The sequence below is a fragment of the Streptomyces flavofungini genome (assembly GCF_030388665.1).
In the GTDB taxonomy this organism is placed as follows: domain Bacteria; phylum Actinomycetota; class Actinomycetes; order Streptomycetales; family Streptomycetaceae; genus Streptomyces; species Streptomyces flavofungini_A.
In genome coordinates this window covers 8,449,071-8,475,646 of the sequence record NZ_CP128846.1, presented here as the reverse complement: position 1 = coordinate 8,475,646, position 26,576 = coordinate 8,449,071, and the positions used below count along the sequence as shown (strand labels likewise).

Here is a 26,576-nt window from a genome sequence, read left to right as displayed (position 1 = left end):
GTCGACGCGGAGTGCCGAGGGAGCTCGACGGCGCCCTGGAACGCGAAGGGGATCGACGGGCTTCCGAGATCCACTGGTGAGCGCGACGTGGCACCGATGGCTACCCCATTCGTCACAGGCCTTTCAGGCACCGGCGATTCGGCCAACCTCGGCGGACCCTCGCTTCCTGCGGGGCAAGGGTCCATGGACTGCGCACTGTTCGCTTCTCGCTCCATCTCGCGGATTCGCTCCCGTCTCAAAGACGTGTGTTCGATCCGGCTGCTCGTGTCGTTGTCCGGGGTGACACCGCCGGGTCCCCCAACGACCGTGCAAGAGGAGATCAGTTGACCTCAGCAGATGCTCGCGATCAGCAAGCCGCTCCCCCGTCTCCCCCTCCGCCGCCGCCCCCCGCCGAGCTCACCTACTCAGGGCAGTACTCCGTGAACCCGCTCGGCGAGGCTTCCTTCCTCAACCTGTGCGCGCAGTTGCCCAACGTCCTTCGCCGCATCGTCAAGATGTCGTGGAGCGTCGATCGCCGTGCCGTACTGCTCCTCTTGGTCTGCCAGTTGTGCACGGGCCTGGCCGCCGCGGTCCTGCTGACGGCGACCTCCCGGGCCATGGGGCCGATCCTGGGCGGCGGCCCCGTCCCGGAGCGGCTCCATCAGGCCCTGCCCGCGCTTCTCGTCGCGGCCGGCGCCGGCTCCCTCGCCCGTGTCGCCGGTGCTGTCGCCACGTACGCCGAGCGCCGGATCACTCCCAAGCTGACGACGGAGACGGACACCGCGCTGGTGGAGGCCGTCTGCCGGGTCGAGGCCGCAGCTTATGCCGTCGACGGGTTCGCCGACCGTCAAGAAGCCGCCGAGATGGGGGCGATGCGCACCCGCGTGATGGTCACCGACGCCCAGCGACTGATGTCGGCCCTGGTACGTATGGTCACGGCGAGCGGATTCCTGTCGGTGCTGAACCCGCTGATGCTGCCCCTTCTGCTGCTCGCGGTGCTCCCGGCCGGTGCGGGGGCGGTGCTCAGTGCCCGCGTGGACTACCAGGTCCACTACGCGAACATCGCCGATCGCAATGTGCGCGGCATGATGCGGTGGTGGACGACGACTCCCAAGTACGGGGACGAGGTCCGCGCCAACGGCATGACCGACTACCTCCTCTTCTGGTACCGGTCGCTGTCGGACCGCTGCGACCGACGCACCCTGGCCGCCGCGCCGCGAACCCTGCGGATCACCCTCGTCTCCTCCCTCGTGAGCGGTCTGTTCCTCGTCGCGACCTGGGCCGCCCTCGCCTGGCTCGCGCTGACGGGACGGATCGCGCTCGCCATCGCCGCCACCGCGGTGGTCGCCGTCCAGACGACGCTGGCCGCCCTCTCACAAGTCGTCGTCAACGCCGCCGCGGTGTTCCACACCAGTCTCTACCTCAGCGACATGCAGGCCTTCCTCGACGACGCCGCCGCCCGCGCGCCCAAGCGGGGAGACCTCGACCTGCACGCCCCCGTGGACGAGATCCAGTTGGACGAAGTCGTCTACCAGTACCCCGGCAGGGGCAGGCCCGCCGTCGACGGCGTCTCCCTGACCCTGCGGCGCGGGGAGATCCTCGCCATCGTCGGAGCCAACGGCTCCGGCAAGTCCACGCTCACCCGGCTGATCACAGGCATCTACCTCGCCGACAAGGGCCGGGTCACATGGAACGGAACGGACCTCTCCCAGGTCGCGCCCGCCACCGTCTGGTGCCGCACCGGGCTGGTGCCGCAGATCTTCGCGCAGTGGCCGTTGCGGGCCCGCGAGAACGTCACGCTGGGCCAACCCCGCAGCTTCGACGACGAGCAAGTGTGGGAGGCGATCGACGCGGTCGGAATGCGGGAGGCCATCGAGAACCTGCCGAGCGGCCTGGACACCCTCCTCGCCCGGGAGGTGTTCGGCGGTGCCGAGCTGTCGGGAGGCCAGTGGCAGCGGCTGGCCTGCTCCAGGGCCCTGTACCGCCGTCCATCGCTGCTGATCCTGGACGAGCCCACATCCCAGATGGACCCGCGGGGCGAACACGCCGTCTTCGAGGAGATCAAGGCGATCGCGGCCGACCGCATCACGATCGTGGTCACGCACCGGCTGGAGAACACCAAGAGCGCCGACCACATCGTGCTCATGGAAGAGGGCCGCATCTGCGAACAGGGCCGCTATGACGACCTGGTCAACGCAGGCGGCACCTTCTCGGAACTGCTGGCGCTCTCGCGGGACCGATAGCTCCAGCTGTCCCGCGGGCGCCTTCCTGTCCCTCCTGTCCCTCCTGTCTCGCGATGTTCCCCGAAGCGGCTCTGCAACGCAGCCCGCGTCACCACATGGCCGGTGCTCCGGAACGACGACATCACTCGCGCGGATGCTGGTAAGTCCACCTTCCGCCGCCCTGTCCCGGCACAGGTTGGGGAACTGGATCGTGTCCCGGGGCCTCGCGAGCGATCGGGACCGGAGGTACTCCGCAGTCGGCACACCCTCGACCGCGCGGGGAGCAGCCCTTCCCATGGTTGCGCCGACGTCAGCCGACCGCCCAGCGACACGGAGGCCCGGGGCAGCGCCAGCGCGCGCAGATGCCCCGGGGCCCTCTACCGATCGCGCTCTCGCCCACGCCTTTGCGTCCGATGGGGAGGTCCACGATCAGTCATGGGGGCACCACCACCGTTCTGCTGCAACACAAGAGGGCGGGCCTAGGCGCCGTCCGCCGCCGCTCGCAGCGCCGCCACGTCGAGTTTCTGCATCGTGAGCATCGCCGCCATGGCCCGCTGCGCGCGCTGTGGGTCGGGGTCGGTCATCAGGGCGCCCAGTTCGTCGGGGACGACCTGCCAGGACAGGCCGTACTTGTCCTTGAGCCAGCCGCACTGGCTCTCCTGGCCGCCGTCCGCGGTGAGCTCGGTCCAGTAGTGGTCGACCTCGTCCTGGTCGGCGCAGCCGATCTGGAAGGAGACGGCCTCGTCGAAGGTGAACTCGGGGCCGCCGTTGATGCCGGTGAAGTCCTGGCCGTCGAGCGAGAACTCGACCGTCAGGACCGTGCCGGCCGGGCGCGGGCCCGCTTCGCCGTAGTACGAGACGTTGGTGACCTTGGAGTTCGGGAACACGGAGACGTAGAACTCGGCGGCCTCCAGTGCCTGGGTGTCGAACCAGAGGTTGGGCGTGATCTTGGGCATGGCGCTCTCCTGTCGTCCGTACGGACCCTCGCTTGTCCGTACTGACCCTCGCTCCGGTGGAAACTCATCGCCACCGGAGCCCGCGGGCTCTTGGCCGCCCTCCCCCGCGCCCCGATGATGCGTGCAGGGGCCGGGCGCGTCGGGGGAGGCCGGTAGGTCCATGGACAGCGGTCTGATCAGTACCGTCATCGCCACCGTGGGCGGTGGTCTGCTCGGCGGGGGCGGCGCGATGCTGAGCCACCGCAGCAACACCCGCACCGCCGCCCGCCTCATCTACGCCGAGCTGGCCAGGAACAGCGCGGCCATCGCCTACTTCCGGCAGACCGGACACTGGACGGCGCCCGCCCTGTCGCGGACCGCGTGGGACGAGCAGGCCGCGGTCATCGCCCGCAGGCGCGGCAGCGCGGCCTTCGTCGCCGTGCACCAGGGGTACGAGGCGCTGGAGACCGCCCCCGTCCTCGCGGCGGGCGAGCTGAGCGACGCCGTGCGCGACCGGCTCCTCAGCGGGGCGGTGCGCCAGTTGGTGCGGGCCCTCGAAGAGGTCGCCGCGATCGCGCGGATCCCTCCGGAGCTCGTCCGCGAGGCGACGGGCCTGCTCGACGGCTCGCACCCGGCGCCCGCCGAGGAGACCGGCGCGCTCACCTGGCTGCTCCAGGGCGTCGTCCCGCTCGCGCTCCAGGCGCGTCTCGCCCCGGAGGACGTGGCCCGCCTCGTCAGCGAGCCCGTGCCGCTGCCGTCGGCCTCGGAGGCGGCCGGCACCGAGGACGCCGACCACGTCGTGTACGACGCCCGGCACAGCCGCGAGACCACGGGGCTCGCCGTGGCCCGGCGCACCGGGCAGGAGCCGACCGGCGACGCCTCTGTGGACGAGGCGTACGACGCGATGCTGGCCACCTCCGTCTTCGCGCGGGCCGTCCTGGGCCGCGACCCCCTGGTCCGGCGGCCCATGACCGCGGTCGTCCACTACGGCGGCGGCTTCAGCAACATGTACTGGAACGGGGAACTGCTGGTCCTCGGTGACGGGGACGGCACGGTCTTCGAGCGGTTCAGCCAGTGCGTCGAGGTCATCGCCGGCGGCATCTGGATGGGCGTACGCGAGATGATGGCGCTCTTCTCCCACGCAGGGCAGAGCGGGGCCCTCTCGGTTTCGATCTGCGACGTCTTCGGCCAGCTCGTCAAGCAGTACACCCTCGGCCTCGGCGTCGAGGAGGCGGACTGGGTGGTCGGCGCCGGACTGCTCGCCCCGGGCGTCCGCGGCGTCGGGCTCCGCTCCCTGAAGTCGCCCGGTACGGCATACGACGACGACGTCCTCGGCAAGGACCCGCAGGCGGCGACCATGGACGACTACGTCCGTACGGGCCGTGACAACGGCGGCGTCCACATCAACAGCGGCATTCCCGGCCACGCCTTCTACCTCGTGGCCGAGCGCCTGGGCGGGCACGCGTGGGAGCGCGCCGGGATGATCTGGTGGGACGCGCTGACCGTGCACGCGGTCGGCGGTGGTCTGCTGTTCGAGGACTGGGCGCGCTTCACGGCGGTGGCGGCCGTGAGCAGGTACGGCGAGGGGAGCGCCGAGCACCGGGCCGTGCTGGAGGCGTGGCAGCGGGTGGGGGTGCGGGTGCCGGAGCGATAGGTGCGGGGCTCCTTGGCGTGGGGCGGCCGGGGCTCCTCGCCCTCGGGCGGGGCGGGCCCCTCAGCCCCGGCCGCGCAACGCCGCCGTCAGGGCCTCGGTGAAATCCGCCGCCGTGGCCTCCTCGGGCCTTTCCAGGGCGCCACGGGTGAGCTGCCGCAGCGCCGGAGTGAACCAGAACTCGCCCTCGGCGGGCGGCTGTTGCCTGTCCCAGTCGGGTACGGGCCCGGCGAGGCGCGCGACCAGGAGCGCCACCCGGTGGACGTCCCGGACCAGGGGCGGCATGCGCGGGTCGTCGCCCCAGTCCGGCTGATGCATCAGGAGGGGCCGCGGGTCGTCCAGGGACGTCACGCTGTCGATGTCGATGAGCCGTCCGCGCCCCCGCCCCTCCTCGACGCCGTACACGAAGTTCTTCCAGTTGGTGTCGCCGTGGGCGAGCCCCAGGTCGTGCAGCAGGGCGTGGGCCGACACCACGTCCAGGAGCAGTTCGGCACGCTGCCGGGACGAGGGCACCTGGCAGCCGACGAAGTCCGGCTCCTCGGCGAGGAGGTGGTCGCCGGTCTGCGCGCCGCCCTCGCGGAGCAGGAACGGGGCCGCGAGCGGCGGGTACAGGACGCCCACGGCCCGCTCGCCGTCGCCCACAACCGCGCGCGGCCACAGCAGGACGCGGTCGGCGGCGCGGCGCCGGGGCGTGGGCAACGTGCCGACCCGGGAGAGGAGTTCGCGGTACGGGGCGAGGGCGCGGACGGGGTTGCGCTGGCGTTCCCCGCCGGCTGGTGGGCCCGCCGCGCGCTCCACGCCGAACTGCTTGAACAGGAACTCCTCCGCGGAGCCTTCGGCGTGGGCCCGGCAGATGTGCGGCGGCGCCCCGGGCGGGGGGCCTCCCCGCCGCAGGCCTGCCCAGGGCAAGAGGTCGATCATCGGGTAGCCGTGGGCCGGTGGGGCGGGCCCGAAACCCTGCCGTGACCAGCTGCTCTCCGGCGTCCCGAGCGGCTTCGCGGGCGTGGGTGCCGGGGCCGGCGGGGGCATGCGGAACGAGTGCGCCAGGGACCCGAGCGGGATGTCGGGCAGGGTGTCGGACCGGCGCACGGACGCAGCCGGGAACGGGGTGGCGGGCGGTGCCCCGTGCGGGAGCCGCGCGGGCGGGTCGATCGTGTCCACCAGGGCCGCGGCCTCCGCGCTGAGCGGCACCGGGCCCGCGCGCCGCGGCACGGTCGCCACGACCCGGCGCACCACCGGCGACGCGGCGATCACGACCGCGCTCGCCGTCGTGCCCTCGGCCGCGCCGTCCGCCCCCGCGGCCCCGGCCACCAGGAGCGCACCCGCCGCCACGTACACGACGAAGGCCACCGACCGGTCGAGGGCCGCCGGTTGCCCCGCGATGCGCGCCGTCGCCCACAGCGCGAGCAGCGCGACGGCCGGGCCGCCGACCGCGATGCCGACGAGGACGTCCTCGTCCCAGTGCCTCGCCTCCGTCCAGCGCGCGTTGACGTCCCACCGCCAGCACGCCGTCTGGCTGCCCGCCCAGACCGCGGTGAGCAGCAGCCACCCGGCGGCGCGGCGGCGCCGGGCCCGCCATCGCAGGCCGCGCAGCCGGTGGGCGTGTCCGGCGAGCTCGGCGCCCCGCGTCGTGGAACCGCTGGTGTCCGCGCGCCGCCGCAGCTCCGCGGCCGCGGCGCCGAACCGCTGCGCGTCGGCCGCCGCGCCGTCCATCGCGCGGCGCACCACTTCGGCGAGGAGCTGGGCGGCGGCCACGGCGAGCACGAGCCACCAGCCGGGGGTCACGTCCAACGCCACTCACCCCGCGCCGGCACCGAACGTGCCGTCGGGCGCTTCGTAGTGGCCGAGCCAGGCGACGGCTGCGGCCCGGTCGTCGCTGCGGTCGTTGCGCCGTACGGCCAGGGACCCCAGGAATGCGAGCGGGGTCGGCGGGGTCGCCCAGATCCGCCCCAGGAAGGTCCGCACCTGCTCGTCGCGGCCGTCGCGGGCCAGCCCGTCGGTGGTCAGGGCAAGGACCTCGCCGTCGCCGAGGTCGAGGACCTGGATCTCCAGCGCCGCGTAGTTGCCGGGCAGGGCCGCGGTGGGTGTCAGGTCCTCGGCCCGGCCGGGGAAGACGGGTGCGAGGAAGCCGGGGCGCAGCCGCCACGCGGTGGAGTCGCCGACGCGGGCGACCACCGCGGCGACGGCGCCGCCCGGCGGGATCCGGGTCGGCAGGGCCGCCACGACGAGCGTCGTGCGGTACTCGCCGTACCCGTGCCCGCCACCGGTGCGCCGCTGGGACTGCCTGTCGAGGGTGACCGCCACGTCGGCGACCGTCTCGCGCACCCGGTCCGCGAGGCGGTCGCCGGAGGGGTCCGGCGCCGCGAGCCACTGCGCGCGGAACGCCGTCACCGCGACCCGGGCGGCGGCGCGGGCGGCGCGGCCCGCGTCCTCCGAGCGGCCCACGCCGTCCGCGACGGCCAGGAAGCAGATGCCGGTCGACGCGTCGGACCAGAGGGCGAAGGCGTCGTTGCAGTTGTCCCGGGGACGGCAGGTCTCCGCCGCCGCCGCGCCCGCCCGCACCGTGACCGCGCCCGCCTGTCCGCCGTCGTAGGCGAGCAGCGGCAGGGCCGCCTCCGCGTCACCGGTGAACAGCGGGGGCTCGTGCCAGGGTCGGTCCATGGCGTCGACGGCCGGAAAGTCGGACATGGTCAGTGGTCCTCGTCCATGGTCGGAAGTCCTCGGTCAGTAGTCCGGGTCATAGGGCCGCTCCGTGCCCGGCGGCTGCACGACCTGCTCGGAGTCCATCGCCACGCTGCGCGCGACGGAGCCGAAGACCAGCTCGGCGAAGCGTTCGATGGCCTGCGCCGGCGAGTCGCTGCGTCCCGCGAGGTAGGCGGCGCTCGGATCGGCGGCGATGGACGCGAGGGTGCGCGGGTCGACGCGGCCGTAGCCGTAGGGCACCAGCAGGACCCGCCGCTCCGGGCCCGCGCTGGTGAGGAGCGCCTGATGCTCCGCGTACCAGCCTGCGGCGCGGTCGCGGTGGGCGGTGGGGCGGCCGTCGGTGAGCATGAACACCAGCGGCGGCCGCGCCGCGGGGCCGAGCGCGGCCAGGTCGTGCGCGACGGTGTGCGCGGTGGCCTCGAAGACCATCGCGAACGAGGTCGGCCCGGAGGCCTCCAGGTCCGGGACGGCCGTCGTCGACGACAGGCTGGTGAGCGGCAGGTCGACGCGGGCGTCCTCGGCGAAGGAGATCACCGAGAGCCGGACCGCCCGCCGGATCGTGGGGTCCTTCGCGAGGCGCGCGAGGAGTTCGCGCAGGACGGTGTTCACCACCTCGATCGCGGTGACGGACCCGGCGGTCTCGGCCATGGACCCGGACCTGTCGGCGAGGACGTACAGCGGAAGGACGTTCATCCGCCGCTCCTCGGGGCGAGCAGCACCAGGGCCTTCTCCATCCGCCCGGCCCGTTCCCGCGGCAGCCGTACGACCTGGAGGACGTTGCCGGAACGCGCGGGATGGTCGTCGAGCGTCACGCTGCGCTCCATGTCGACGAGCGCGGTGAAGTCGTGGGAGCCACGCCGGTCCAGCTCGCCCTCGCCCTCCCTGGCCTCCCCCAGTTCGGCGAGGGCGCGCACGGCGTGCGTCCGCACCGCCGCCATCAGCTGGGTCCAGACGCTGCCCTCGGCGGCCTCGGGCACGAACGCCGACGCGGCCAGGTGGTGGGCGGCGACCACCCAGGCGCCCGGGTCGCCGGTGGCCGCCGCGGCCGGGCCGAGGGCGTCGCACTCGGCGAGCAGCCGCAGCCGGGCCGACCAGCCCGGCACGGTGGTGGCCCGGGTGTGGTCGACGAGGGCCACCTGGCGCATGGCGCCGAGGAGTTCGGCGACGGTCGGCAGGAGGCGCTCCACGGCCTCGCGCGGCGGCAGCCCCGACGGCAGCGGGGTGAGGGTCAGGCCGGGCAGCAGCCGCTCCCCACCGAGCCGGAGGGTGGCGACGTCGACCGCGGAGGGCCCCCACAGCTCGGGCTGTTCGCCCGCCTCGACCGTGCCGGCCCGTACCCATTCGGCGAGCAGTCGGCAGGCGACCTGGCGCGGCCCGGCGGCGGCCACGCCCACCAGGCCGAGGAGCGGCGCGGCGGCCCCGTCGTGGCGGGGGTGCAGGTCGGCGGGGTCCACCAGGGTGCCAAGGACGGTGCTGAGGTCGTCGCAGAGGGCGCGGACGAGGGGGGCGGGCGTGGCGTCGGGGGCCTCGGCGGGGCCGCTTTCGGGGGCACGGTCGGGGCCGCTCCCGGGGCCGCTTCCCGAGGTGCGGGTTCCCGGCGCGCGGGCCTCCTCGGGCCGGGCGTCTTCGACGGGTTTCCTGGCGTCAGAGGATGCCACTGAAGGGGTCCTTGTTCTCGTCGTAGGACAGCCCCGACCTCATGACCTCCTCGTAGACCTGGCCGGGTGCGGCGTCGATCAGGTCGAGGGGTTCGGCCACGGTGCGGCGGCGGGGCCGCCGCTGGTGGCAGCGCAGGGCGCCCGTGGCGTCGAGGGACACCCAGACGTAGCCCTCGGGCACATCGGTCAGGGTCCCGAACTCCCGGTGCGCCGGGTCCGGCCCGGCGTCCCGCTCCGTCCCGGCCCCCATCGGCGCCTCGGGCCCCCGGTCCGCCCCCGTGTCCGCCGCCCGGCTCGCCGCCCCCGCGACTCCCGCGCCGGGCAGCCCCCAGTACAGCGTGATCCGCCGCGCGGCCACATGCAGCAACAGCCCGCCCGGCGGGACCGGATCGCCGGCGAAGGCCAGCGGCTCGCGTTCCCGCAGGCCCACGCCGACCTGGTACACCTCCTGGTACAGCGAGTAGCGCAGGGTGGCGGGCGCGCCCTCGCGCTCCGGCGGGGCGACCAGGCCGTGCGGTACGTCGGTCGTGTCGACCGCTGGACCTTCGAGCTGCCAGCCCGGGGTGCCCTTGCACAGCAGGAGCGTGATGTGTTCCTCCTGGTCGATCTCGAAGCGGACGTTGACGCCCGCGGCGGCGAGCGCGTCCGCCTCCTTCAGCAGCATGGTGTGGGTGGCCCACAGCGAGTCGGTGTCGCGGACGCAGTCGTCCTTGGAGACGTCGTAGCGGTGCACGGCGAGCACGGCGCGCAGCGGGTAGGTCGAGCGGCCCTCGGCGTAGGCGCGACCGCCGGGTTCGAGTTCGAGGCGCTGGCCCCGGCTGAACACCGGTTCGTCGTACGTCTCCTGCGACCCCTTGAGGAGGTGGAAGTCCGCCGCCAGGTTCACGTACAGGCGGCTGGCGTCGACGTCCAGGTAGGAGATGCCGCCGCGCAGTTCGGGGATGACCTCGGGGTCGTCGGCGTCGGGGCTGAGGTCGGCCACGGCGTCCAGGTACACGCCGCCGACCGCCGTGCCCGTCTTGGCGAACTCCGCGTCGAACTCGACCTCGAAGGTGGGCGCGAGCTGGTCGCTCTCGAAGCGGCGGCGCAGCTCGTCCTCGATGCCGCGACGCAGCGCCGCGGAGTGCATGGAGCCGCCGGAGAACAGCACCCGGTCGACGCTCTCGTGGCCGCCGCCCGACACGGCGATGCCACCGCGGGCGATGCCACCGGCCAGCCAGGTGATCTCGGCGACGAGTTCCCGCAGTTGCTCGGCGAGTTCGTCGGCGGTGACGATCACCTCCGTGGCCGATGGCCCGGCGGGTTCCGCGCCGTCCGGGGAGACGGGCCAGACGAAGGGGACGACACCGGATTCCGGCACGGCGCCGCCGGGGGCGACGGCGCGGACCCGGACCGCCGCGGGGTTCTCCGTCCCGAGCCCCTGCTGCTTCACCGCCTCCGCCGTCTCCCACAGCGCCTGGAACAGCGCCTTTCGGGACGCGGCCTGCTCGACGCCCCGGAACCGGGTGTCCCCGGGCCTGAACCCCAACTTGCCGCGCAGCAGCTTGAAGAGCTGGGCGGTGAGGCGGTCCCCGCCGAGGTTGAGCCGTCCGCCCGACGCCAGGACCTGCGGCTGGAGCTTGTAGAACCGGCCGGGGCTGTCCCCGGCCGCGGCCGGTGTCGCGTCGACGATGGCCACCTTGATCAGGGCGGAGTCGGATGTGCCCCCGCCGACGTCCAGGACCAGCAGGTTCTCGTGCCAGGCGCGGGCCTTCGCCCACGCGTCGGGCATCTCCCAGGCACGGCCGCCCTCGGGGCAGCGGGCGTTCAGCTTGAACGCCTCGACGCCGAGCAGGAAGTCCGAGCCGAGCCGTTTCATCATCGCGAACCCGGCGGCGGCGACGGCTTCGTCGATGTTCATCTCCACCTTGCCGCCGAGGGTGCGCAGCACCTCGAGCAAGTCGTCGCGCTTGTCCGGCGGGAGCTTGGTGGGGAAGGTCACGCTCAACGTACCGATGGCACGCGGAAGGTTGAGCTCGGCGGCGACCAGCTCGGCGAACCGCGCGTACACCCCGCGGAACAGCTCCCTGCCACTGAGCCCGGTGCCCGGCACCTCGGCGTCGAGGTCGGCCAGATGGCGCTTGGCGCCCCGGACACGTTCGCCCGTGGCGTCCATCGCGAAGTCGACGCTGTCGCCGGTCACGACCAGGTCGCTGGTGCGCGGCTCGGTGTGGCTGACGTGGTGCACGTCCAGGGGCGCGCACGCGAAGATCTCACGCCAGGCCTCGCCCCTGACCCGGGGGATGCCGATGGTGCGGTCCTCGATCTCCTGCGCCGGGTCCGGTGAGTCGTCGGTGGCGAACAGCTGGACCGGCAGCAGGCGCCTGGCCCGTTCCACACCGGCGGCGGGCAGCGCGGCGTCGCTGCCGCGGACCCGGCGGCGGTCGAACACGCCGCACACGGCGCGGCTCGTGCCGAAGTCGAAGAAGGCGCCGATGAGGTCAGGGCCTTGTGTCTGCGTGGGGACGCCGTCGGGCGTGGCCTGGGTCATGGGGCGGTCTCCGATCTGGTCCGGGTCGAGCCGGAAACTGCCGCGTGCCGACGGCGCGGGGACGCGGGACTCCGGTTGGTGGCGGCGGTAGTGGACGACGACCGTGGGCGCGGCGGGTCTGCGCCGCCACGGGGTGAGGGCGAGGTCGGCGTCGGCCGCCGCGCCGTCGACGGGCGGCGTGAAGGTCGTCGTGCTGACGACGGCCGAGCCGTCCAGCACGTCGACGCGCTCTATGCGCCCTGGAACGGTGCCGCGCCGCAGCGCGAGGCCGGTGCTTCCCGACCGGCCGTAGAGCTCCAGCGGCGGCCGGCCATCAGACACGTCCCGCCCTCGCCGTCGACAGTTGCTGCAGCTCGACACCGATCTGGTTGATCACGGCCACCGGTCCGGTGGCGCTCACGAGGGCGAGGCGCTGCTGGACGAGGAGTTCGCCGAGTGCCTTCTGGGTTTGGACGACGTCGGGTTCGAACTTGTCGACCAGCCGCCGTTCGAGGAGCCGCGCCAGCTCCTCGCGGACCCGGGCGACCTGCCGGAAGTACAGCCGCGCCGCCGGACGGTACGCGGAGCCGTCGGCGCCCTCGCGCCCCCCGACCAGCTGGTCGAGCATGTGCCCGGCCACGACGGCGACCTGCGCGGCCGCCTCGGCGTCGGTGTGCGCGCGCACCTGCCTCTCCTCGTCGTCCGCGTCGGCCCCCAGCGGCGTGATGTGCCCGGCCCCCGGCGCTCCGGCGGCGAAGTCCGCACGGGTGTGGGAGGCCCACCAGCTCGCGAGTGCCTCGGTCAGCTCCATGCGGGTCCCGTCGATGGCGGCCGCGGTGAGGCCGCCGATGTCGAGTGCGCGCAGCGGCTGGAACACGTCGGCGGCCGCCCGGCCCCCGGTGCCGGTCTGTTCCAGGGCGAGCCGCACCTTCGACCAGGCGTCGGCCGCGTACACGGCGGTGTCGGCCTGTTCCCTGGCGATGCGCCGCAGGTCGGCGATGGGGCGGGCGTCGTCACGGGCGGCCGCCTCCTGGAGCTTGAGCTTCCCGGCGGCGGGGATGTGGGCGCCCGCCTCCTTGAGCAGGCGGATGCCGTCCTCGATGAGCTCCTCGAACTCCTGCGAGTCGACGTGTGCGGTGTCCTTGTCGGCGAGTTCGGCGATGAGTGCGCGCAGCCGTCCGACTCCGCCGTCGGTGAGGGCGCCCTCGACGGCGAGGCGCAGCTGGCCGCCGGTCGGCCCGGACGGGTCCCAGGCGGCGGCGCGCCACTGCTCGCGCGCGGGCTGGGTGCTCTTCCAGATGTGCGGGTTGTCCGGGTCGAAGGCCATCCAGGCAGCCTCGTCGGTCGCTGCCCAGGGCCCGCTGACGGCGGCGACGCGGGTCTCGCGGCCGGGCCGTCCGTCCGCGTCGATGTCGCGCACCAGGGAGGCGACGGACGTCTCCAGGACGCGCAGGGAGTTGGCGTTGCTCGGGTTGTCGACGGCGTCGAGGCGGGTGGCGACGAAGACGCAGTGCGGGTCGGGCGCGGCGCGCGGCGTCAAGAACTGGCTGCCGCCGCCGCAGGCCACGGTGAGCAGGGCGATGTGCGCGCGGCTCTGCGTCTCGGCGATGACCACGTCTTCCAGGGCGCCGCCCCTGCGGGTACCGGGAGTGTCGACGATCACCACGGACCGGCCCGCCGCCCAGTCGAGCGGCCAGACCTCCGCCGGGACGTGCAGGCGCGCGCCGACCCGGGCGATGAGGGGGACGCCGCGCCCGGTGCTGAAGGTGAGGGAGCCGCCGCGGGCGGCCAGTTCCTCCATGGTCAGGGTCTCGCCGTAGCCGAGGCGGTCCACGGCCTCCAGCATCTCCTGGACCAGACCGAGGTGCGGATGTGCCGTCCGGCTCAGCTCCTCCAGGCTCCGGGGATCGTCCTCGTCCAGGTCGAGCAGCCGACGCGCCCGGCGGCGCGCGCCCTCCTCGGTGAGCGTCACGACACTGTACTCCGGCGGGCCCGTGGGGCCCTCGTCCTGGACGAGCCGCAGCTCCGTGGAGACCGCGCTGACCGCGCCCGGGCCCACGGGGAAGACGTCGTCGCGCCCGAGCAGGAGCCGCAACGTGGTCGACTTCATCGAGGAGTTGACTCCGAGGGCCACGATCCTGACCTCACCGGCGGTGGTGGCCCGCATCCGCTCAAGGACTTGTTTCAGCTGGTCGATCCGGTCGAGGAGTACCGGCGAGTCGGGAGGCAGCGACAGCTGCTCCAGACCCGCCATGAGCTTTTCCAGCTTCCTGACCAGGTAAGCGTCCCCCATCGGGTGCCTCCCCCCTCGGCGTACGGGGAGCACCACCCCGAACGCGCGGAACACCGCAGGCCCACCTGGTGGGCGACGGCTCCAGGCCCTTCAGCCTGAAGCACTTTTCATGATTTTGATAGACATCCGACTCGCCCTGAGGGACCATCAGTTATACGTCCGTCAACGGCTGTTGTCGGTCATATGTACGGAACCACCGCGACGGGGCAGGCCCCGTGCCGCACGGCCGCGTGCGCCGTTCCGCCGAGGCCCCGCCCGGCCTGCGCACGGCCGTCCGGTCGAGCACGCCCCGCGCTCGGTCGGCGGGGCCGACCCTGCGTATCCGCGGCCGGTGGTCCGCACCTGCCGCGACGTGCAGCAGCCGCAGCGGCACACCGCGGCCCAGCGCCTCGCGGGCCGCCCAGTGGGCGTCCATGCCGACGAGGGTGCCGTCGATGCCCGCGACGACCCTGCGCGTGCGGTCACCGGCGGCGTGAGCAGTCCGGGTCCTGCACGGACCGCTCACGGGCGGGCCCGGTTCAGTACGGCCACGACCAGTCCGCGACCTCGGGCAGGTCGGTTCCGTGGTCGCGGATCCAGGTGTGGTGGCGGGTGCGCTGGTCGGCCATCAGCTGGCGCAGGGCCGTGGCGCGGACGGACAGCTCGGGGACGCGGTCGATGACGTCCATGACCAGGCGGTACCGGTCGAGGTCGTTGCGTACGACCATGTCGAAGGGCGTGGTGGTGGTGCCCGCCTCCTTGTAGCCGCGCACGTGGAGGCGGCTGTGGCCGGTGCGGCGGTAGGCGAGGCGGTGGATCAGCCACGGGTAGCCGTGGTAGGCGAAAATAACCGGCTTGTCGCGGGTGAACAGCGCGTCGTACTCGAAGTCGGCCATGCCGTGCGGGTGTTCCTCGCGGGGCAGCAGCCGGGCGATGTCGACGACGTTGACGACGCGCACGGCGAGTTCGGGCAGGTGCTCGCGCAACAGGGCGGCGGCCGCGAGGACTTCGAGGGTGGGGACGTCGCCCGCGCAGGCGAGGACCACGTCGGGGTCGCGCAGGCCGTCGTCGGTGCCCGCCCACTCCCAGACCCCGGCGCCGCGCGCGCAGTGGGCTCGGGCCGCGTCGAGGGTCAGCCAGTCGAAGCAGGGTTGTTTGCCCGCGACGATGACGTTGACGTAGTCGCGGCTGAGCAGGGCGTGTTCGGCGACGGACAGCAGGGTGTTGGCGTCCGGTGGGAGGTAGACGCGTACGACCTCGGGGCTCTTGTTGAGGACGTGGTCGACGAAGCCGGGGTCCTGGTGGGAGAAGCCGTTGTGGTCCTGGCGCCAGACGTGGGAGGTGAGCAGGTAGTTGAGGGAGGGAACGGGAGCGCGCCAGGGCAGGGCGCGGGATGTCTTGAGCCACTTGATGTGCTGGTTGACCATGGAGTCGACGATGTGGACGAACGCCTCGTAGCAGGAGAACAAGCCGTGGCGGCCGGTGAGGAGGTATCCCTCCAGCCAGCCCTGGCAGAGGTGTTCGGACAGGACCTCCATGACCCGGCCGTCGGCGGCGAGGTGCTCGTCGGTGGGCAGCGTCTGGGCCTGCCAGGCCTTGCCGGTGGCGGAGAACAGCGCGCCGAGGCGGTTCGACTCCGTCTCGTCGGGGCCGACGACCCGGAAGTCCCGGCGCTCGGCGGTGTCGGCCATGACCTTGGCGAGCATCCCGCCGAGGACCTTGGCGGGCTCGTGCAGGGCGCTGCCGGGCTTGTCGACGGCGACCGCGAAGTCCTCAAGGGGGCGCAGCGGCAGGGTGCGGGTGAGCAGGCCGCCGTTGGCGTGCGGCGTCGCACCCAGGCGCCGGTCACCCTCTGGCACGCAGGCCAGCACCTTCGGGCTGGGGCGTCCTTCGGCGTCGAACAGCTCCTCGGGGCGGTAGGAGCGCAGCCAGACCTCCAGCTGGCGCAGGTGCTCGGGGTTCTCGCGCACGCCCGCGAGCGGCACCTGGTGGGAGCGCCAGGTGCCCTCGACCGGTTCGCCGTCGACCTGTGCGGGACCGGTCCAGCCCTTGGGGGTGCGCAGCACGATCACCGGCCACGCCGGGTGGCGCCCCCGCCCGGGCCCGCGCCCGCGCCCGCGCGCGGAGCGTGCCTCCCGCTGGATGTGCGTGATGCGCTCCAGTGCCTGGTCGAGGGCGGCGGCCAGGTCGCGGTGGACGGTGCGCGGGTCGTCGCCGGTGACGTGGATCGGCTCGTGGCCGTAGCCGCGCAGCAGGGAGTCGAGTTCGTTCTCGGGGATTCGGGACAGGAGCGCCGGGTTGGCGATCTTGTAGCCGTTCAGGTGCAGGATCGGCAGGACCGCGCCGTCGTGCACCGGGTCGAGGAACTTCGTGGAGTGCCAGGAGGCGGCCAGCGGCCCGGTCTCGGCCTCACCGTCGCCGACGACGCAGGCCACGAGCAGGTCCGGGTTGTCGAAGGCGGCGCCGTAGGCGTGAGCGAGGGAGTAGCCGAGCTCACCGCCCTCGTGGAGGGAGCCGGGAGTCTCGGGCGCGACGTGGCTGGGCACACCGCCGGGGAACGAGAACTGCCGGAACAGCCGCTCCATGCCCGCCGCGTCCCGGGTGACGTCGGGGTAGGTCTGCGTGTAGCTGCCCTCCAGCCAGGAGTTGGCGAGGACCGCGGGACCGCCGTGCCCGGGCCCCCATACACACAGCGCGTCGAGGTCACGCTCCTTGATCAGCCGGTTCAGGTGCGTGTGGACCAGGTTGAGACCGGGCGAGGTGCCCCAGTGGCCCAGGAGACGGGGCTTGATGTGCTCCGGCCGCAGCGGCTCGGCCAGGAGCGGGTTGGCGAGCAGATAGATCTGGCCGGCGGCCAGATAGTTCGCGGCTCGCCAGTGGGCGTCCAGGGCGCTGAGGTGGTCTTTGGCCATGGGATGCGGACCTCGATTCTGTCCGGTTCGTGTCCGGGTCGGCGTCGTGGGTGTCCGGGTCTGCGTCGTGCGGGTCGGGTGTACGTGTACGTCGTTCGGTCCGGGTGTACGTCGCGCCGGTCCGGCTGTACGTCCCGTGGGCGGCCGGGTTCCACGTGCGGCGCTGTTCAGACAGGTCGGGCGCGGGTCCGTTCGGGTGGGCCGCGGTGACGTCCGACACGTCCGGTGCGCACGCCGCGCGGGCGTCGTCCGGGCACGCCGCGCGGGCTCCGCTCAGGCAGGCCGCGCGGGCTCCGCTCAGGCATGGGGCACCACCGTCACCGGGCACGCGGCGTGATGCAGGACGGCGTGGTTCACGGGGCCGAGCTGGACGCCGGTGTGGCCGGGGCGGCGGCGGGCGCCGACCACGATCAGGTCGGCGGTGGCCGAGGCGTCGAGGAGGGCGGCGCGGGCCTGGCCCTCGACGGCTTCGTGGCGCACGGCGACGGCGCCGTGGTCGCGTACCGCAGCGCGCAGGGCCACGTCGAGCTCGTGTTCCGCGCGCAGCCGTCGCGGGTCGGCGCCACCGGCGGGACCTGACTCGCCGGCCTCGGGAGCGGGGCGGCGCCAGGCGTGCACGGCGAGCAGTTCCGTGTCGCGCTGCCGGGCCGCGCGGACCGCGTACCCCACCGCCGCGGCGGCCCCGGCGGCCTCGTCGACGCCGACGACGACGCGCCGGAACCCGCCGCGCAGGCTCTGTTCGCCGCCGCGCACCACGGTGACCGGGCAGAAGGCACGGGCGGCGACGGACAGGCTGACCGACCCCAGGAGAAGGCCGGCGAGGCGGCCGCGCCCCCGGCTGCCGACGACCACCCCGGCCGCCCGGCGGCTCTCGCGGACCAGGGCGGCGGCGGGATCCTCGTCCAGGACCTCGCTCGTCACGTCGGCGGCCGCTCCCGTGCCGCCGGTCGCGCGGGCCCGGTCGCCGAGCCGTGCCGTGGCGGCCGCGAGGACGCGGTCGGCCTGGGCGCGCACGGCCTCGCGGTTGATGCCGAACGACGGTTCGTGGCCTTCGTACCACTCCCAGCCCGAGGCGTGCACGATCCGCAGCGCGAGGGAGCCGCGTACGGCTTCGTCGGCGGCCCAGTCCAGGGCCCGCAGGCTCTGCGGCGAGCCGTCCACTCCGACGATCAGTGTCCCGTCCACGACGTAGGGCCTCCTCGGCGTCATGCCCGCGCTCGCTGGCGGGACCCGCCGCTCGCCCCGGCGGACCCCACCCCGACGCTGGCATGTCCCGGCCGGGTCCGGGCAGAGGCGAACCGGCCCGGCGAGGGGGCCGACCGGCTCTGCCGCGGTACGCGACCGCGTGCGGTCAGCGCCGGGTCAGGGCGGCGCGCTGGGCGGCGCTGAGCCGTTCCTCCCTGGCGACGACGGCGTACGTGTCCGGTGCCGTGCGGCGCGGGGCCACCGGATCCGCGATGTCCGGGTGCTGCTCGGCGTCGTGCAGGGCCGTGGTGACGCGCTCCTCGGTCCAGCCCAGCGAGTCCGCCAGCTGGGCGACCTTCAGGGGGACTTGGGCGTGCACGAGGGCGGCGAGGACGGTGAGGGCGTCGGCGAAGGCCTCCGCCGCGGTGCCCCCGGCCATGTCGTCGCTGAGGCTCGTGAAGAACTGCCGCATGTGGTCGAGACGGGCGCCCGCGGGTGTACCGGGGTCGAGGATGTCGACGCCCGCCTGGGCGGTGTCCGCCATCATCGCGTGCGTACGGGCGCTGGTCAGCCAGGTGCGCAGCCAGACGTCGTCGTCGATGACGTACGCCTCGCGGCGCCCGACGGCGTGGCGCTCGCGGCGCAGCAGCTCCAGGCGTTCCAGGTAGGCGACGGCCTTCGACACGGAGGCGGGGCTGACCCGCAGGCGGCGCGTCAGGTCGGCCGCGGTCAGCGCCCCGGAGTCGGCCGTGACGAGGCTCGCGAGGACCCGGGCGGCCATGCGGGGCAGCCCGGTGTGCACCATCAGCTCCGCGAACTGGTCCACGAAGCCGCGTACCGCTTCGGGGTCGCGGCCGTGCGCCGCCGCCGGGTCGGCGCGGCGGTCGGCGTCGGCGGCGCGGTCGGCGGACGGCAGGTCGTACGGGGCCGGGGCGGTCCTGCGGGCGCGGCGCGCGGTGGCGTGGTGGGCGTGCTCGGCACGGTAGCCCCGGGGGCCGCCGTTGCGGGCCACCTCCCTGCTGACGGTGGACGTCGGCCTGCCGAGCCGCCGGGCGATCTCCGCGTACCCGAGCCCGTCGGTGAGCCCCGTCGCGATCCGCCGCCGGTCCTCGTGGGTCAGCCTGCCTCCGGGCATCGTCGAGCCCTCCGCTCCCCGCCGCCGGTCGATGAGGTGGCCAGTGTGCCTTCACGGACACCTCATTGCAACGCTACTTCGACCGACGTTGCATTCACCTTCAACTCCATTGCACTGATCGACGGAAGTAGCCACTTGCACGACCGCCACTGCCTTCGGAATCGATTGACGCTCCCATGAACGCAACGTAGCTTTCACATCCGCTCAACTCTGGTGGGCCACCCGTCGTACCCGGCCACTCCAACGAACCCAGCGGAACCAGTGACCCCGGCAAACCCTGCGAACCCTGCCGACCCTGCGAATCCGGCCAACCTGACGGACCTGATGACCCTGATGAACCTGGCGAGCGATCCCCCTTCCCCCTGCGATCACGGTGAATTGATGACGATGACGACCACGAAGGCCGGCGAGGACGACGTCGTGCTCGACGTCGACGGGCTGCGCATGCGCTACGGCACGGCCGACGTCCTGCGGGATGTGACGTTCCGCGCGCGGCACGGCGAGGTGCTGGCCCTGCTGGGGCCGAACGGCGCGGGCAAGACGACCACGATCGAGATCCTGGAGGGCTTCCGGATGCGCTCGGCCGGCCGGGTCCGGGTCCTCGGCACGGACCCGGCGCGCGGCGACGAGGCGTGGCGGGCCCGACTGGGTGTCGTCCTGCAGTCGTGGCGCGACCACGGCAAGTGGCGGGTGCGGGAGTTGCTGACGCACTTGGGCAGGTACTACGTCCCGTACGCCACCGAGGCGGTACCACGGCCCTGGGGCGCCGACGAACTCCTCGCCGCCGTGGGCCTGTCGGCGCAGGCGGGCGACAAGGTCCGGACGCTGTCCGGCGGGCAGCGGCGCCGCCTCGACGTGGCGATCGGCCTCGTCGGTCGCCCCGAACTCCTCTTCCTCGACGAGCCGACGGCGGGCCTCGACCCACGGGCACGCCACGAGTTCCACGACCTGGTCCACGGCCTGGCCGCCGACCACCGGACCACGATCCTGCTGACCACGCACGACCTCGCGGAGGCGGACAAGCTGGCCGACCGCATCATGATCCTCTCCGGTGGCCGGATCGTCGCGGACGGCTCCGCGGCCGACCTGGCCCGCACGGCCGCCGCGGCGGACGAGGTGAGCTGGACGTGCGAGGGGCGGCAGTTCACGTACTCGACCGGTGATTCGACGCGGTTCGTCAGGGAGCTGTTCGCCGAGCACGGTGAGGCGATCGGTGACCTGTCCGTCCGCCGGGCCTCCTTGGAGGACACGTACATGGCGCTGGTGCGCGAGCCCGGGAGCGGCGGTGACGACGGCGACGGCTCGGCGGCCGTCGCGCGTGAAAGGCGCGCGACGGAGGTGACCCGATGAGCACCGTCGTCCCCGTGCGCCGGACGCGTCCGGCGCACCCCACGGCCACGGCTCTGCGAGCGGGCTGCGAACGCGGCGCGATCGAACTCCGCCAGTCGTTCACCAACGGCGCGGAGCTGGTGTCGCATCTGCTCTGGCCGGTGCTGATGCTCGTGGCGCTGTTCTTCATGCGGGACGCGGAGTTCGGAGGGAGCGGGCTGCTGCTCGGCACCCTCGCGCTGCCGAGCATCCTCGGCATGAACGCGGCGATGGGCATGGTCACGATGAGCCAGGTCCTCACGGCCGAGCGGGAGGACGGCACCCTGCTGCGGGCCAAGGCGACGCCGGGCGGGATGCGCGGCTATCTGACCGGCAAGGTGATCTCCGTCGCCGGGGGCCTCATCGCGGACCTGGCGATCCTCCTCGTCCCCGGCATGTTCCTGATCGACGGCCTGGCGGCGGACAGCGCGGGGGCCTGGCTGACGCTGCTGTGGATCCTGGTCCTCGGGATGGTGGCGACGCTGCCCATCGGCGCGATCCTCGGCTCCCTGTTCCCCAGCGCCCGCAGTCAGGGCCTCATCCAGCTCCCCGTCATCGGCATGATCTCGATCTCCGGCATCTTCTACCCCGTCACCGCCCTACCCGACTGGCTCCAGATCCTCGCCCAGTGCTTCCCCGTCTACTGGCTCGGACTCGGCATGCGCTCCGCCCTGCTCCCCGACGCCGCGGCGCACGTGGAGATCGCCGCCTCCTGGCGCCACCTGGAGACGGCCGCGGTCCTCGGCGCCTGGGCGGTGCTCGGCCTGGCCCTCGCCCCGGTCGTGCTGCGCCGGATGGCCCGGCGCGAGTCGGGGTCGGGGGTGGCGGAGCGCCGGGAGAAGGCGCTGCAGCGCGTGGGCTAGGGACTGACCGGCGGGGGTCGGTGCTCAGCGAGCCGCTGCGCCCCGATCACATTCGACAGCGGCTGCTCGGGCACTGCCGAACGGTCCGCAACAGAGCCGTTGGGCCCTTGGGCCGCGGTGCGGCCCGGGAACATCATGGGAAGCGGCGAGTGCTCACACCCCTTCTGGAGGCACGCCATGAACCAGTTCCCCGTGCCGAGCACGCTCAAGGCGCTGCCCCCGGCGGACCAGCGGCGGCTGATGGACATCGCCCGCGAGGTGTCGTTCGCGCAGAGCTCCCGGCTCTTCGAGGAGGGCGGGCACGCCGACCGGTTCTGGATCATCCGTACCGGTACGGTCGCGTTGGACCTGCACGTCCCTGGCCGTCGCGCGGCGGTCGTCGAGACCCTCGGCCACGGCCAGCTCATCGGCTGGTCCTGGCTGTTCGCTCCGTACGTCTGGCATCTGGGCGGCGAGGCGACGGCGCCTGTGCGGGCCCACGAGTTCGACGCGGCCGTGGTGCGGGCCATGTGCCAGGAGGACCCCGAGTTCGGTCGGCACATCGCCGAGTGGGTGGGTGGCGTCGTCGCCCACCGGTTGCACTCGACACGCACGCGACTCCTCGATCTGTACGCCCCGCACGGCAGCGGGAGCACCCTGTGACGTCCTGCGGCTGCGGACTCCACACGGGAGTGACCGCCGCGGGGCCGTACGGCACCGCGCGAGGCCTTGCGGCCCCTCCCCCGCGGTCGGCCACGGCGCCACGCTGGATGTGCTCACCGCATCGCCCCGCCGCATCGTCGGTACGGGCGTCGGTACGGGCAGGGAGGAGTTCCTGATGAGTGCTGCCCTGCTGGACGCGTCCACGCTCCAGAGACTGGTCGTCGCGGCTCACGGAGGGCCACCGTCCCCACGCCTCACGGCGCGCCGGCCGCTCGACGGCTGACGCGCTGCCGGTGCGGCACGACCGCCACCGGACATGTCACGCGGTGGATCACGTGGTGGGCCACGGGCCCCGTCCGTGGTCCGACGCGGGGACGTTCCCGCACCCGCCGACCGACGACGAGCAGCCCGGCACCGGGTGCGGTGTCCGGCGGACTCTCCACCTGGCACGACCAGTTCGGCAGCAGCGGCTACGTCGGCTGCGGGCGCTGCGTCGCGTGGTGCCGGGCCGGGATCGACACCACCGAGGAGGTCGCCGCACTGGTCGCCGGGCGCGATGCGGCGGCCCCCGACCAGACCACCGCGCACGACGACGGGTCGGCGCGCCACGACAAGGGGCCACAGCCATGAACACCACGTCAACCACCCGCATGACGCGTGCCCTGTCCTCGGCGCACCGCGCCCGTCTGCTGTGCGTCGCCCGCGAGGTCACCATCCGCCAGGGCACCAGGCTGTTCGAGGAGGGCGCACGCGCCAATCGGTTCTGGATCGTCCGCACCGGAACCGTCACCCTCGACATGCATGTGCCGGGGCGCCGGTCATCCATCATCGAGACTGTCGGCTTCGACGAACTGGTGGGCTGGTCCTGGCTGTTCCCGCCGTACGTGTGGCAGCTCGGCGCCGAGGCGACGACGCAGGTGCGCGCCTACGAGTTCGACGCGACGACGGTGCGACTCATGTGCGAGGACGACCCGCAGCTCGGCTCAGCCGTCGGCCAGTGGGTCGGCAGGGTACTCGCGCACCGCCTGCAGTCGGCCCGCGTCCGGCTGCTCGACCTGTACGCCCCCTGAGGCAGCGACAGCGCGCCACGAGCGCCGCCCCCCACCACGGCTCCGCCCGCACCGCCGGCGCGGGCGGAGTTCCGGCTGCCCGTGCCGTACCGGGGGATCAGCCTGCGTGATCCCGGCAAGGGTCACCACACGAGCGGATTCGAGTGCCCTGTGGACCCAGAAGCCGCAATCCACGTCACACCGCCCTCGACGGACGAGGCCCGAAGGGGCTGCCGCCGTCGGAGCGCCAGCGGGCCCGCGCCGATGAGGACGTGCCCGATCCGACCCTCAAGGCCCCCGTCTCGTGGTGAGTTTCCAGATACAGCGGGGCATCACTACCGTGGACACGGTGCGTGAACGCTCCAGCACTTCGGTCCTCAACGAGTAAGGCATGGATGGCTCCTTCCTCGCCCCTACCGCTGCACGTCGACGTCGTCGCGGGACTCGACCCGGCACTCGTCCGCGTGCGCGGGGACCTGGACGTGGCGAGCGTACCCGTGCTTCGAGCCGCCCTGGCGCCCCTGCTGCACCGACAGATCGAGCTGGACCTGACCGAGGTCTCCTTCATCGACTCCTCGGGGATCAACGCGTTGCTCGCCCATCTGCGCCACTGCCGACTGGCGGGCGGCGACATGACCGTGCCTCACGCGTCCGCGATCGTTTGGAGGCTGCTCCAAATTGTCGGAGTCGAGAGCCTCCTCACTCACCCTCGGAAGCCACCGGAGCCCGGGGGCCCCTCAACTGACTTCTGAGTGGCCTGGATCAAGCTTCTTGCTGGTTGCCGGATCCGCTCTCGCGGCCGGGTCACGGCCAGGTCCGCGCACAGCGCACCGTACCGGTCCTGCATGCCGGGCAGCGCCAGAGTGCTGGTGCCTTCGTGGTTCGAGAGGAGGACGGGGCGCGGTGGTGGCCGATCCAGAGCCAGTAGGAGGTGGACAGGGACAGGCGGATCCGGTGGCCTGCGGGGAATGCCTGGGCGACGCCAGGGGTGTCGCCGCTGTCGCGGCGGGTGAGGTTCGGAGCGGCAGCTCGCTGCTCCAGGCGACTCCAGGACTTGTGCTCGCGCTGGACGATCGAGGCGAGGTCGGCGGCGCGGGTGCCGTACTCGCGGGCGAGGATCGACACCATGGTGGAGACCGGGAAGCCCCCATAGCCGGTGATGGCGTCGACCGTGCCCTCGAAGGCGTCGGGCACGCGGCGGGCGCGGACGAGCCGATCCGGTACGGACACCTCGCCGTCCTGCGGTTCCTCGATGGCCAAAGGCGGTGGACCGGCAGTCGCGGCCGGCGGCGGCCGCGCGCGGCGTAGGCAGGTTCGCTTCGTCCAATCCGATGACGGAGATGTCCTCGCTCACATGGGCTCCTTCGGGTCCGGGAGGGACGCCTGGACCACATCGGGTGCCCCAAAGGGACGGCACGCACATCCAGGCCCGGAGCCGTCAACTCCCTCCCAGCTGACCGCAGATGGCCGAGACGAAGGCGTCGAGGTCCTTCGGCGTACGAGAAGTGATCAGCGGGTAGTCGCCGTCCGGATCGACGACGACGGGCTCGTCCACCCAGCTCTTGGCGCCGGCGTTGGTGATGTCGGTCCGCAGGGACGGGTATGAGGTGAGGGTCTTTCCCCGCACTACGTCGGCCTCGACCAACGCCCATGGCCCGTGACAGATGGCGGCGACCGGGCGACCGCTCGCGGCGAACGCCTTCACGGTGTCGACGGCGGCCCTCTCCAGGCGCAGGTGGTCGGCGTTGAGGGTGCCGCCGGGGATGAGCAGGAGGTCGTGCGGGGCGGCGCCGAGGGCTTCGTGGGAGACGTCCGGGTCCATGCTCTCTCCGGGGTCCTTGTCCCCTTGCAGCGTCCGGACGGGGTCCGTGCTGACCGCGGCGACGGTGACGTCGGCACCGGCCGCTTGCAACTTCCGGAGCGGGACGAACAGTTCGTCCTGTTCGACGCCGTAGTTGGTGACGAGGGTCAGCACGCTACGGCCTTCGAGTCGTCGGTCTGTCATGGGAGTCGCCCTTCTGTGCGGTAGCGATGGCGGGTGCGGGTCAGCCAATGGGGTACGGAAGGTTCCTCAGGAGCTGAGCGAGGTGGACGGCGTTTTCGACGTTGACGGCGAGTGTGTGCGTCGTGTCCGCCACGGCTCGGGCGTCTCGTCGAGATCCTGGTAGTCGGTGCCGTGCTGGGCCTTCCCCCCACCCAGTACGTGACAGCGCCCGGGGCAAGCGAGAATCCGACGTCGTTCAGGCCCTGGAAGACGTCCGCGCTCACCTCGTGCGCCCCGTCCTCGTTGCCGACCACGGCGACCGCGGCCACCTTGCCGTACAGGAGGGGGCGCCCTTGGTCGTCGTCGGTCGCCGACGCATCGGCGTTCTGCCGTTCCAGGACCCGCTGGCAGACGCTGGAGGGGTGCCTCAGGGCGTGCAGCAGCAGCCACGTGTCGGCCTGGGGCGCGTCCACGCCGTACGGGGCCAGGATGCGGGCGGGGGCGCGGCGGCGCCGGGGCATGGGGCCGTGCCGACGTCGACGCCATCAGCCCGCCAGCCGCGGCAGGACCTCGCTGCGGTAGAAGTCGAAGAAACCCTGCTGGTCGGGCCCGATCTGGCCGACGTACACCTCGTCGAACCCGGCATCCGTGTACGCCTTGACAGCTCCGACGTGCTCGTCCACGTCGTCGCCGCACACCATGCCGTCGGCGACGGCCTCCTCGGTCACGAGCGTCACCGCCTGCTCGAAGTGCGCCGGGTCCGGCAGCACCTGCCCCAGCTCCCCCGGCAGGAACTGGGTCGGCCACAGCCGGTGAGCCGTCTTGACCGCCTGGTCGCGGTCGGTGCCCCAGCACACCTTCACGCCCCCGAGCACGGGCTTCTGCCCGCCTCCCGCACGCCGGAACTGCCCCACCAGATCGGCGTCCGGCGTCATCGTCACGAACCCGTCCCCGATCCGCCCAGCCAGCGCCGCGGCCTTGGGCCCGAACCCGGACACGTAGATCGGCACCGGCTCATCGGGCACGGTGTACAGCCGGGCGTTCTCCACCGTGTAGTGCTTGCCGCGGTGCGTGACCTCCTCCCCGCTCTGCAGGATCCGGATGACGTGGACGGCCTCCTCCAGCATCTCCAGACGGACGTCCACGGCCGGCCAGGCATCGCCCAGGATGTGCTCGTTCAGCGCCTCACCGCTGCCCACACCGAACCGGAATCGGCCGCCGGTGAGCACCCCCGAGGTGGCGACCGCCTGAGCGTTGACCGCCGGATGCATACGGACGGTGGGGCAGGTCACGAACGTCGTCACCGGCAGTGACGTCACCTGGGCGAGCGCACCGATCATCGACCACACAAAGGGGCTCTGCCCCTGCTCATCCGTCCACGGGTGGAAGTGGTCCGAAATCGCCAGGCCGGTGAATCCCGCCTGTTCGGCGGCTCGTGCCTGCTCCAGCAATTCGGCGGGCGTGAACTCCTCGCTCGCCAAGAAGTAGCCAAAACGTGTCATCGCCTGC

General features: G+C 73.1%; 21 protein-coding genes and 2 pseudogenes. 8 read left to right on the top strand and 15 right to left on the bottom strand.

What is annotated here, in order from left to right; translation table 11 throughout:
* Positions 1-494: 494 nt before the first annotated feature.
* Positions 495-2,222: an ATP-binding cassette domain-containing protein gene (locus QUY26_RS36755; protein ID WP_436840552.1), complete on the top strand. Its 1,728-nt coding sequence runs from the start codon at positions 495-497 to the stop codon at positions 2,220-2,222.
* A gap of 458 nt (positions 2,223-2,680) precedes the next feature.
* Here QUY26_RS36755 and QUY26_RS36750 read toward each other — a convergent pair whose 3' ends face one another.
* Entirely contained in the window at positions 2,681-3,157 is a 477-nt protein-coding gene (locus QUY26_RS36750) for a VOC family protein (protein WP_289954451.1), read from the bottom strand.
* Positions 3,158-3,317: 160 nt separating this feature from the next.
* On the opposite strand from QUY26_RS36750, the gene QUY26_RS36745 reads away from it, so the two are divergent.
* Positions 3,318-4,790, top strand: a complete 1,473-nt coding sequence (locus QUY26_RS36745; RefSeq protein ID WP_289954450.1) for a M4 family metallopeptidase — start codon at positions 3,318-3,320, stop codon at positions 4,788-4,790.
* A 60-nt stretch (positions 4,791-4,850) separates the two neighbouring features.
* Here the strand turns inward: QUY26_RS36745 and QUY26_RS36740 are convergent, their stop codons facing one another.
* The 10 genes from QUY26_RS36740 to QUY26_RS36695 all read right to left on the bottom strand — a co-directional run bounded on the left by QUY26_RS36740 (position 4,851) and on the right by QUY26_RS36695 (position 19,161).
* Positions 4,851-6,578: a hypothetical protein gene (locus QUY26_RS36740; protein WP_289954448.1), complete on the bottom strand. Its 1,728-nt coding sequence runs from the start codon at positions 6,576-6,578 to the stop codon at positions 4,851-4,853.
* A 6-nt stretch (positions 6,579-6,584) separates the two neighbouring features.
* Positions 6,585-7,475 carry a protein phosphatase 2C domain-containing protein gene (locus QUY26_RS36735; protein WP_289954446.1) on the bottom strand — a complete coding sequence of 297 codons (891 nt, stop codon included), beginning with the start codon at positions 7,473-7,475 and terminating at the stop codon, positions 6,585-6,587.
* A 36-nt stretch (positions 7,476-7,511) separates the two neighbouring features.
* Positions 7,512-8,183, bottom strand: coding sequence for a vWA domain-containing protein (locus tag QUY26_RS36730; RefSeq protein ID WP_289954443.1), 672 nt, complete (start codon positions 8,181-8,183; stop codon positions 7,512-7,514).
* Positions 8,180-9,148 (bottom strand): hypothetical protein, encoded by a 969-nt coding sequence (locus QUY26_RS36725; RefSeq protein ID WP_289954441.1) that lies wholly within the window; start codon positions 9,146-9,148, stop codon positions 8,180-8,182. Before QUY26_RS36725 ends, QUY26_RS36730 begins: the two co-directional genes overlap by 4 nt.
* Positions 9,135-11,999 (bottom strand): hypothetical protein, encoded by a 2,865-nt coding sequence (locus tag QUY26_RS36720; protein WP_289954440.1) that lies wholly within the window; start codon positions 11,997-11,999, stop codon positions 9,135-9,137. Before QUY26_RS36720 ends, QUY26_RS36725 begins: the two co-directional genes overlap by 14 nt.
* Positions 11,992-13,950, bottom strand: a complete 1,959-nt coding sequence (locus tag QUY26_RS36715; RefSeq protein ID WP_289954438.1) for a hypothetical protein — start codon at positions 13,948-13,950, stop codon at positions 11,992-11,994. The genes QUY26_RS36720 and QUY26_RS36715 overlap by 8 nt, the downstream gene beginning before the upstream one ends.
* A 151-nt stretch (positions 13,951-14,101) precedes the next feature.
* On the bottom strand, positions 14,102-14,455 hold the full coding sequence (locus tag QUY26_RS36710) for a universal stress protein (RefSeq protein ID WP_289956437.1): 354 nt from the start codon (positions 14,453-14,455) through the stop codon (positions 14,102-14,104).
* A 13-nt stretch (positions 14,456-14,468) separates the two neighbouring features.
* Entirely contained in the window at positions 14,469-16,841 is a 2,373-nt protein-coding gene (locus QUY26_RS36705) for a phosphoketolase family protein (protein ID WP_436840465.1), read from the bottom strand.
* A 297-nt stretch (positions 16,842-17,138) separates the two neighbouring features.
* Positions 17,139-18,026 (bottom strand): universal stress protein, encoded by an 888-nt coding sequence (locus QUY26_RS36700; RefSeq protein ID WP_289954437.1) that lies wholly within the window; start codon positions 18,024-18,026, stop codon positions 17,139-17,141.
* 166 nt (positions 18,027-18,192) lie between these two features.
* Positions 18,193-19,161: a GbsR/MarR family transcriptional regulator gene (locus QUY26_RS36695; RefSeq protein ID WP_289954436.1), complete on the bottom strand. Its 969-nt coding sequence runs from the start codon at positions 19,159-19,161 to the stop codon at positions 18,193-18,195.
* A gap of 387 nt (positions 19,162-19,548) precedes the next feature.
* Between QUY26_RS36695 and QUY26_RS36690 the strand changes: the two genes are divergently transcribed.
* From QUY26_RS36690 to QUY26_RS36665, 6 genes are all read left to right on the top strand, one after another.
* Positions 19,549-20,511 (top strand): ABC transporter ATP-binding protein, encoded by a 963-nt coding sequence (locus QUY26_RS36690; protein ID WP_289956348.1) that lies wholly within the window; start codon positions 19,549-19,551, stop codon positions 20,509-20,511.
* Positions 20,508-21,392 (top strand): ABC transporter permease, encoded by an 885-nt coding sequence (locus QUY26_RS36685; RefSeq protein ID WP_289954434.1) that lies wholly within the window; start codon positions 20,508-20,510, stop codon positions 21,390-21,392. The genes QUY26_RS36690 and QUY26_RS36685 overlap by 4 nt, the downstream gene beginning before the upstream one ends.
* A 177-nt stretch (positions 21,393-21,569) precedes the next feature.
* Complete coding sequence (locus QUY26_RS36680) at positions 21,570-22,034, top strand: cyclic nucleotide-binding domain-containing protein (protein ID WP_289954433.1); 465 nt, start codon at positions 21,570-21,572, stop codon at positions 22,032-22,034.
* Between the two features lie 423 nt (positions 22,035-22,457).
* Positions 22,458-22,664, top strand: coding sequence for a hypothetical protein (locus tag QUY26_RS36675; RefSeq protein WP_436840464.1), 207 nt, complete (start codon positions 22,458-22,460; stop codon positions 22,662-22,664).
* Entirely contained in the window at positions 22,661-23,104 is a 444-nt protein-coding gene (locus QUY26_RS36670) for a Crp/Fnr family transcriptional regulator (protein WP_289954431.1), read from the top strand. The genes QUY26_RS36675 and QUY26_RS36670 overlap by 4 nt, the downstream gene beginning before the upstream one ends.
* Positions 23,105-23,478: 374 nt before the next feature.
* Complete coding sequence (locus QUY26_RS36665; RefSeq protein WP_289954429.1) at positions 23,479-23,835, top strand: STAS domain-containing protein; 357 nt, start codon at positions 23,479-23,481, stop codon at positions 23,833-23,835.
* A gap of 98 nt (positions 23,836-23,933) precedes the next feature.
* Here QUY26_RS36665 and QUY26_RS36660 read toward each other — a convergent pair.
* The 4 genes and pseudogenes from QUY26_RS36660 to QUY26_RS36645 form a co-directional block, all read right to left on the bottom strand.
* Positions 23,934-24,100: pseudogene (locus QUY26_RS36660) on the bottom strand (CocE/NonD family hydrolase C-terminal non-catalytic domain-containing protein); the annotation flags it as partial.
* A 421-nt stretch (positions 24,101-24,521) separates the two neighbouring features.
* Complete coding sequence (locus QUY26_RS36655) at positions 24,522-25,088, bottom strand: type 1 glutamine amidotransferase domain-containing protein (protein WP_289954428.1); 567 nt, start codon at positions 25,086-25,088, stop codon at positions 24,522-24,524.
* A gap of 40 nt (positions 25,089-25,128) precedes the next feature.
* A pseudogene (locus tag QUY26_RS36650) lies at positions 25,129-25,498 on the bottom strand (NADPH-dependent oxidoreductase); the annotation flags it as partial.
* A gap of 114 nt (positions 25,499-25,612) precedes the next feature.
* Complete coding sequence (locus tag QUY26_RS36645) at positions 25,613-26,569, bottom strand: LLM class F420-dependent oxidoreductase (protein ID WP_289954427.1); 957 nt, start codon at positions 26,567-26,569, stop codon at positions 25,613-25,615.
* Positions 26,570-26,576 lie beyond the last annotated feature (7 nt).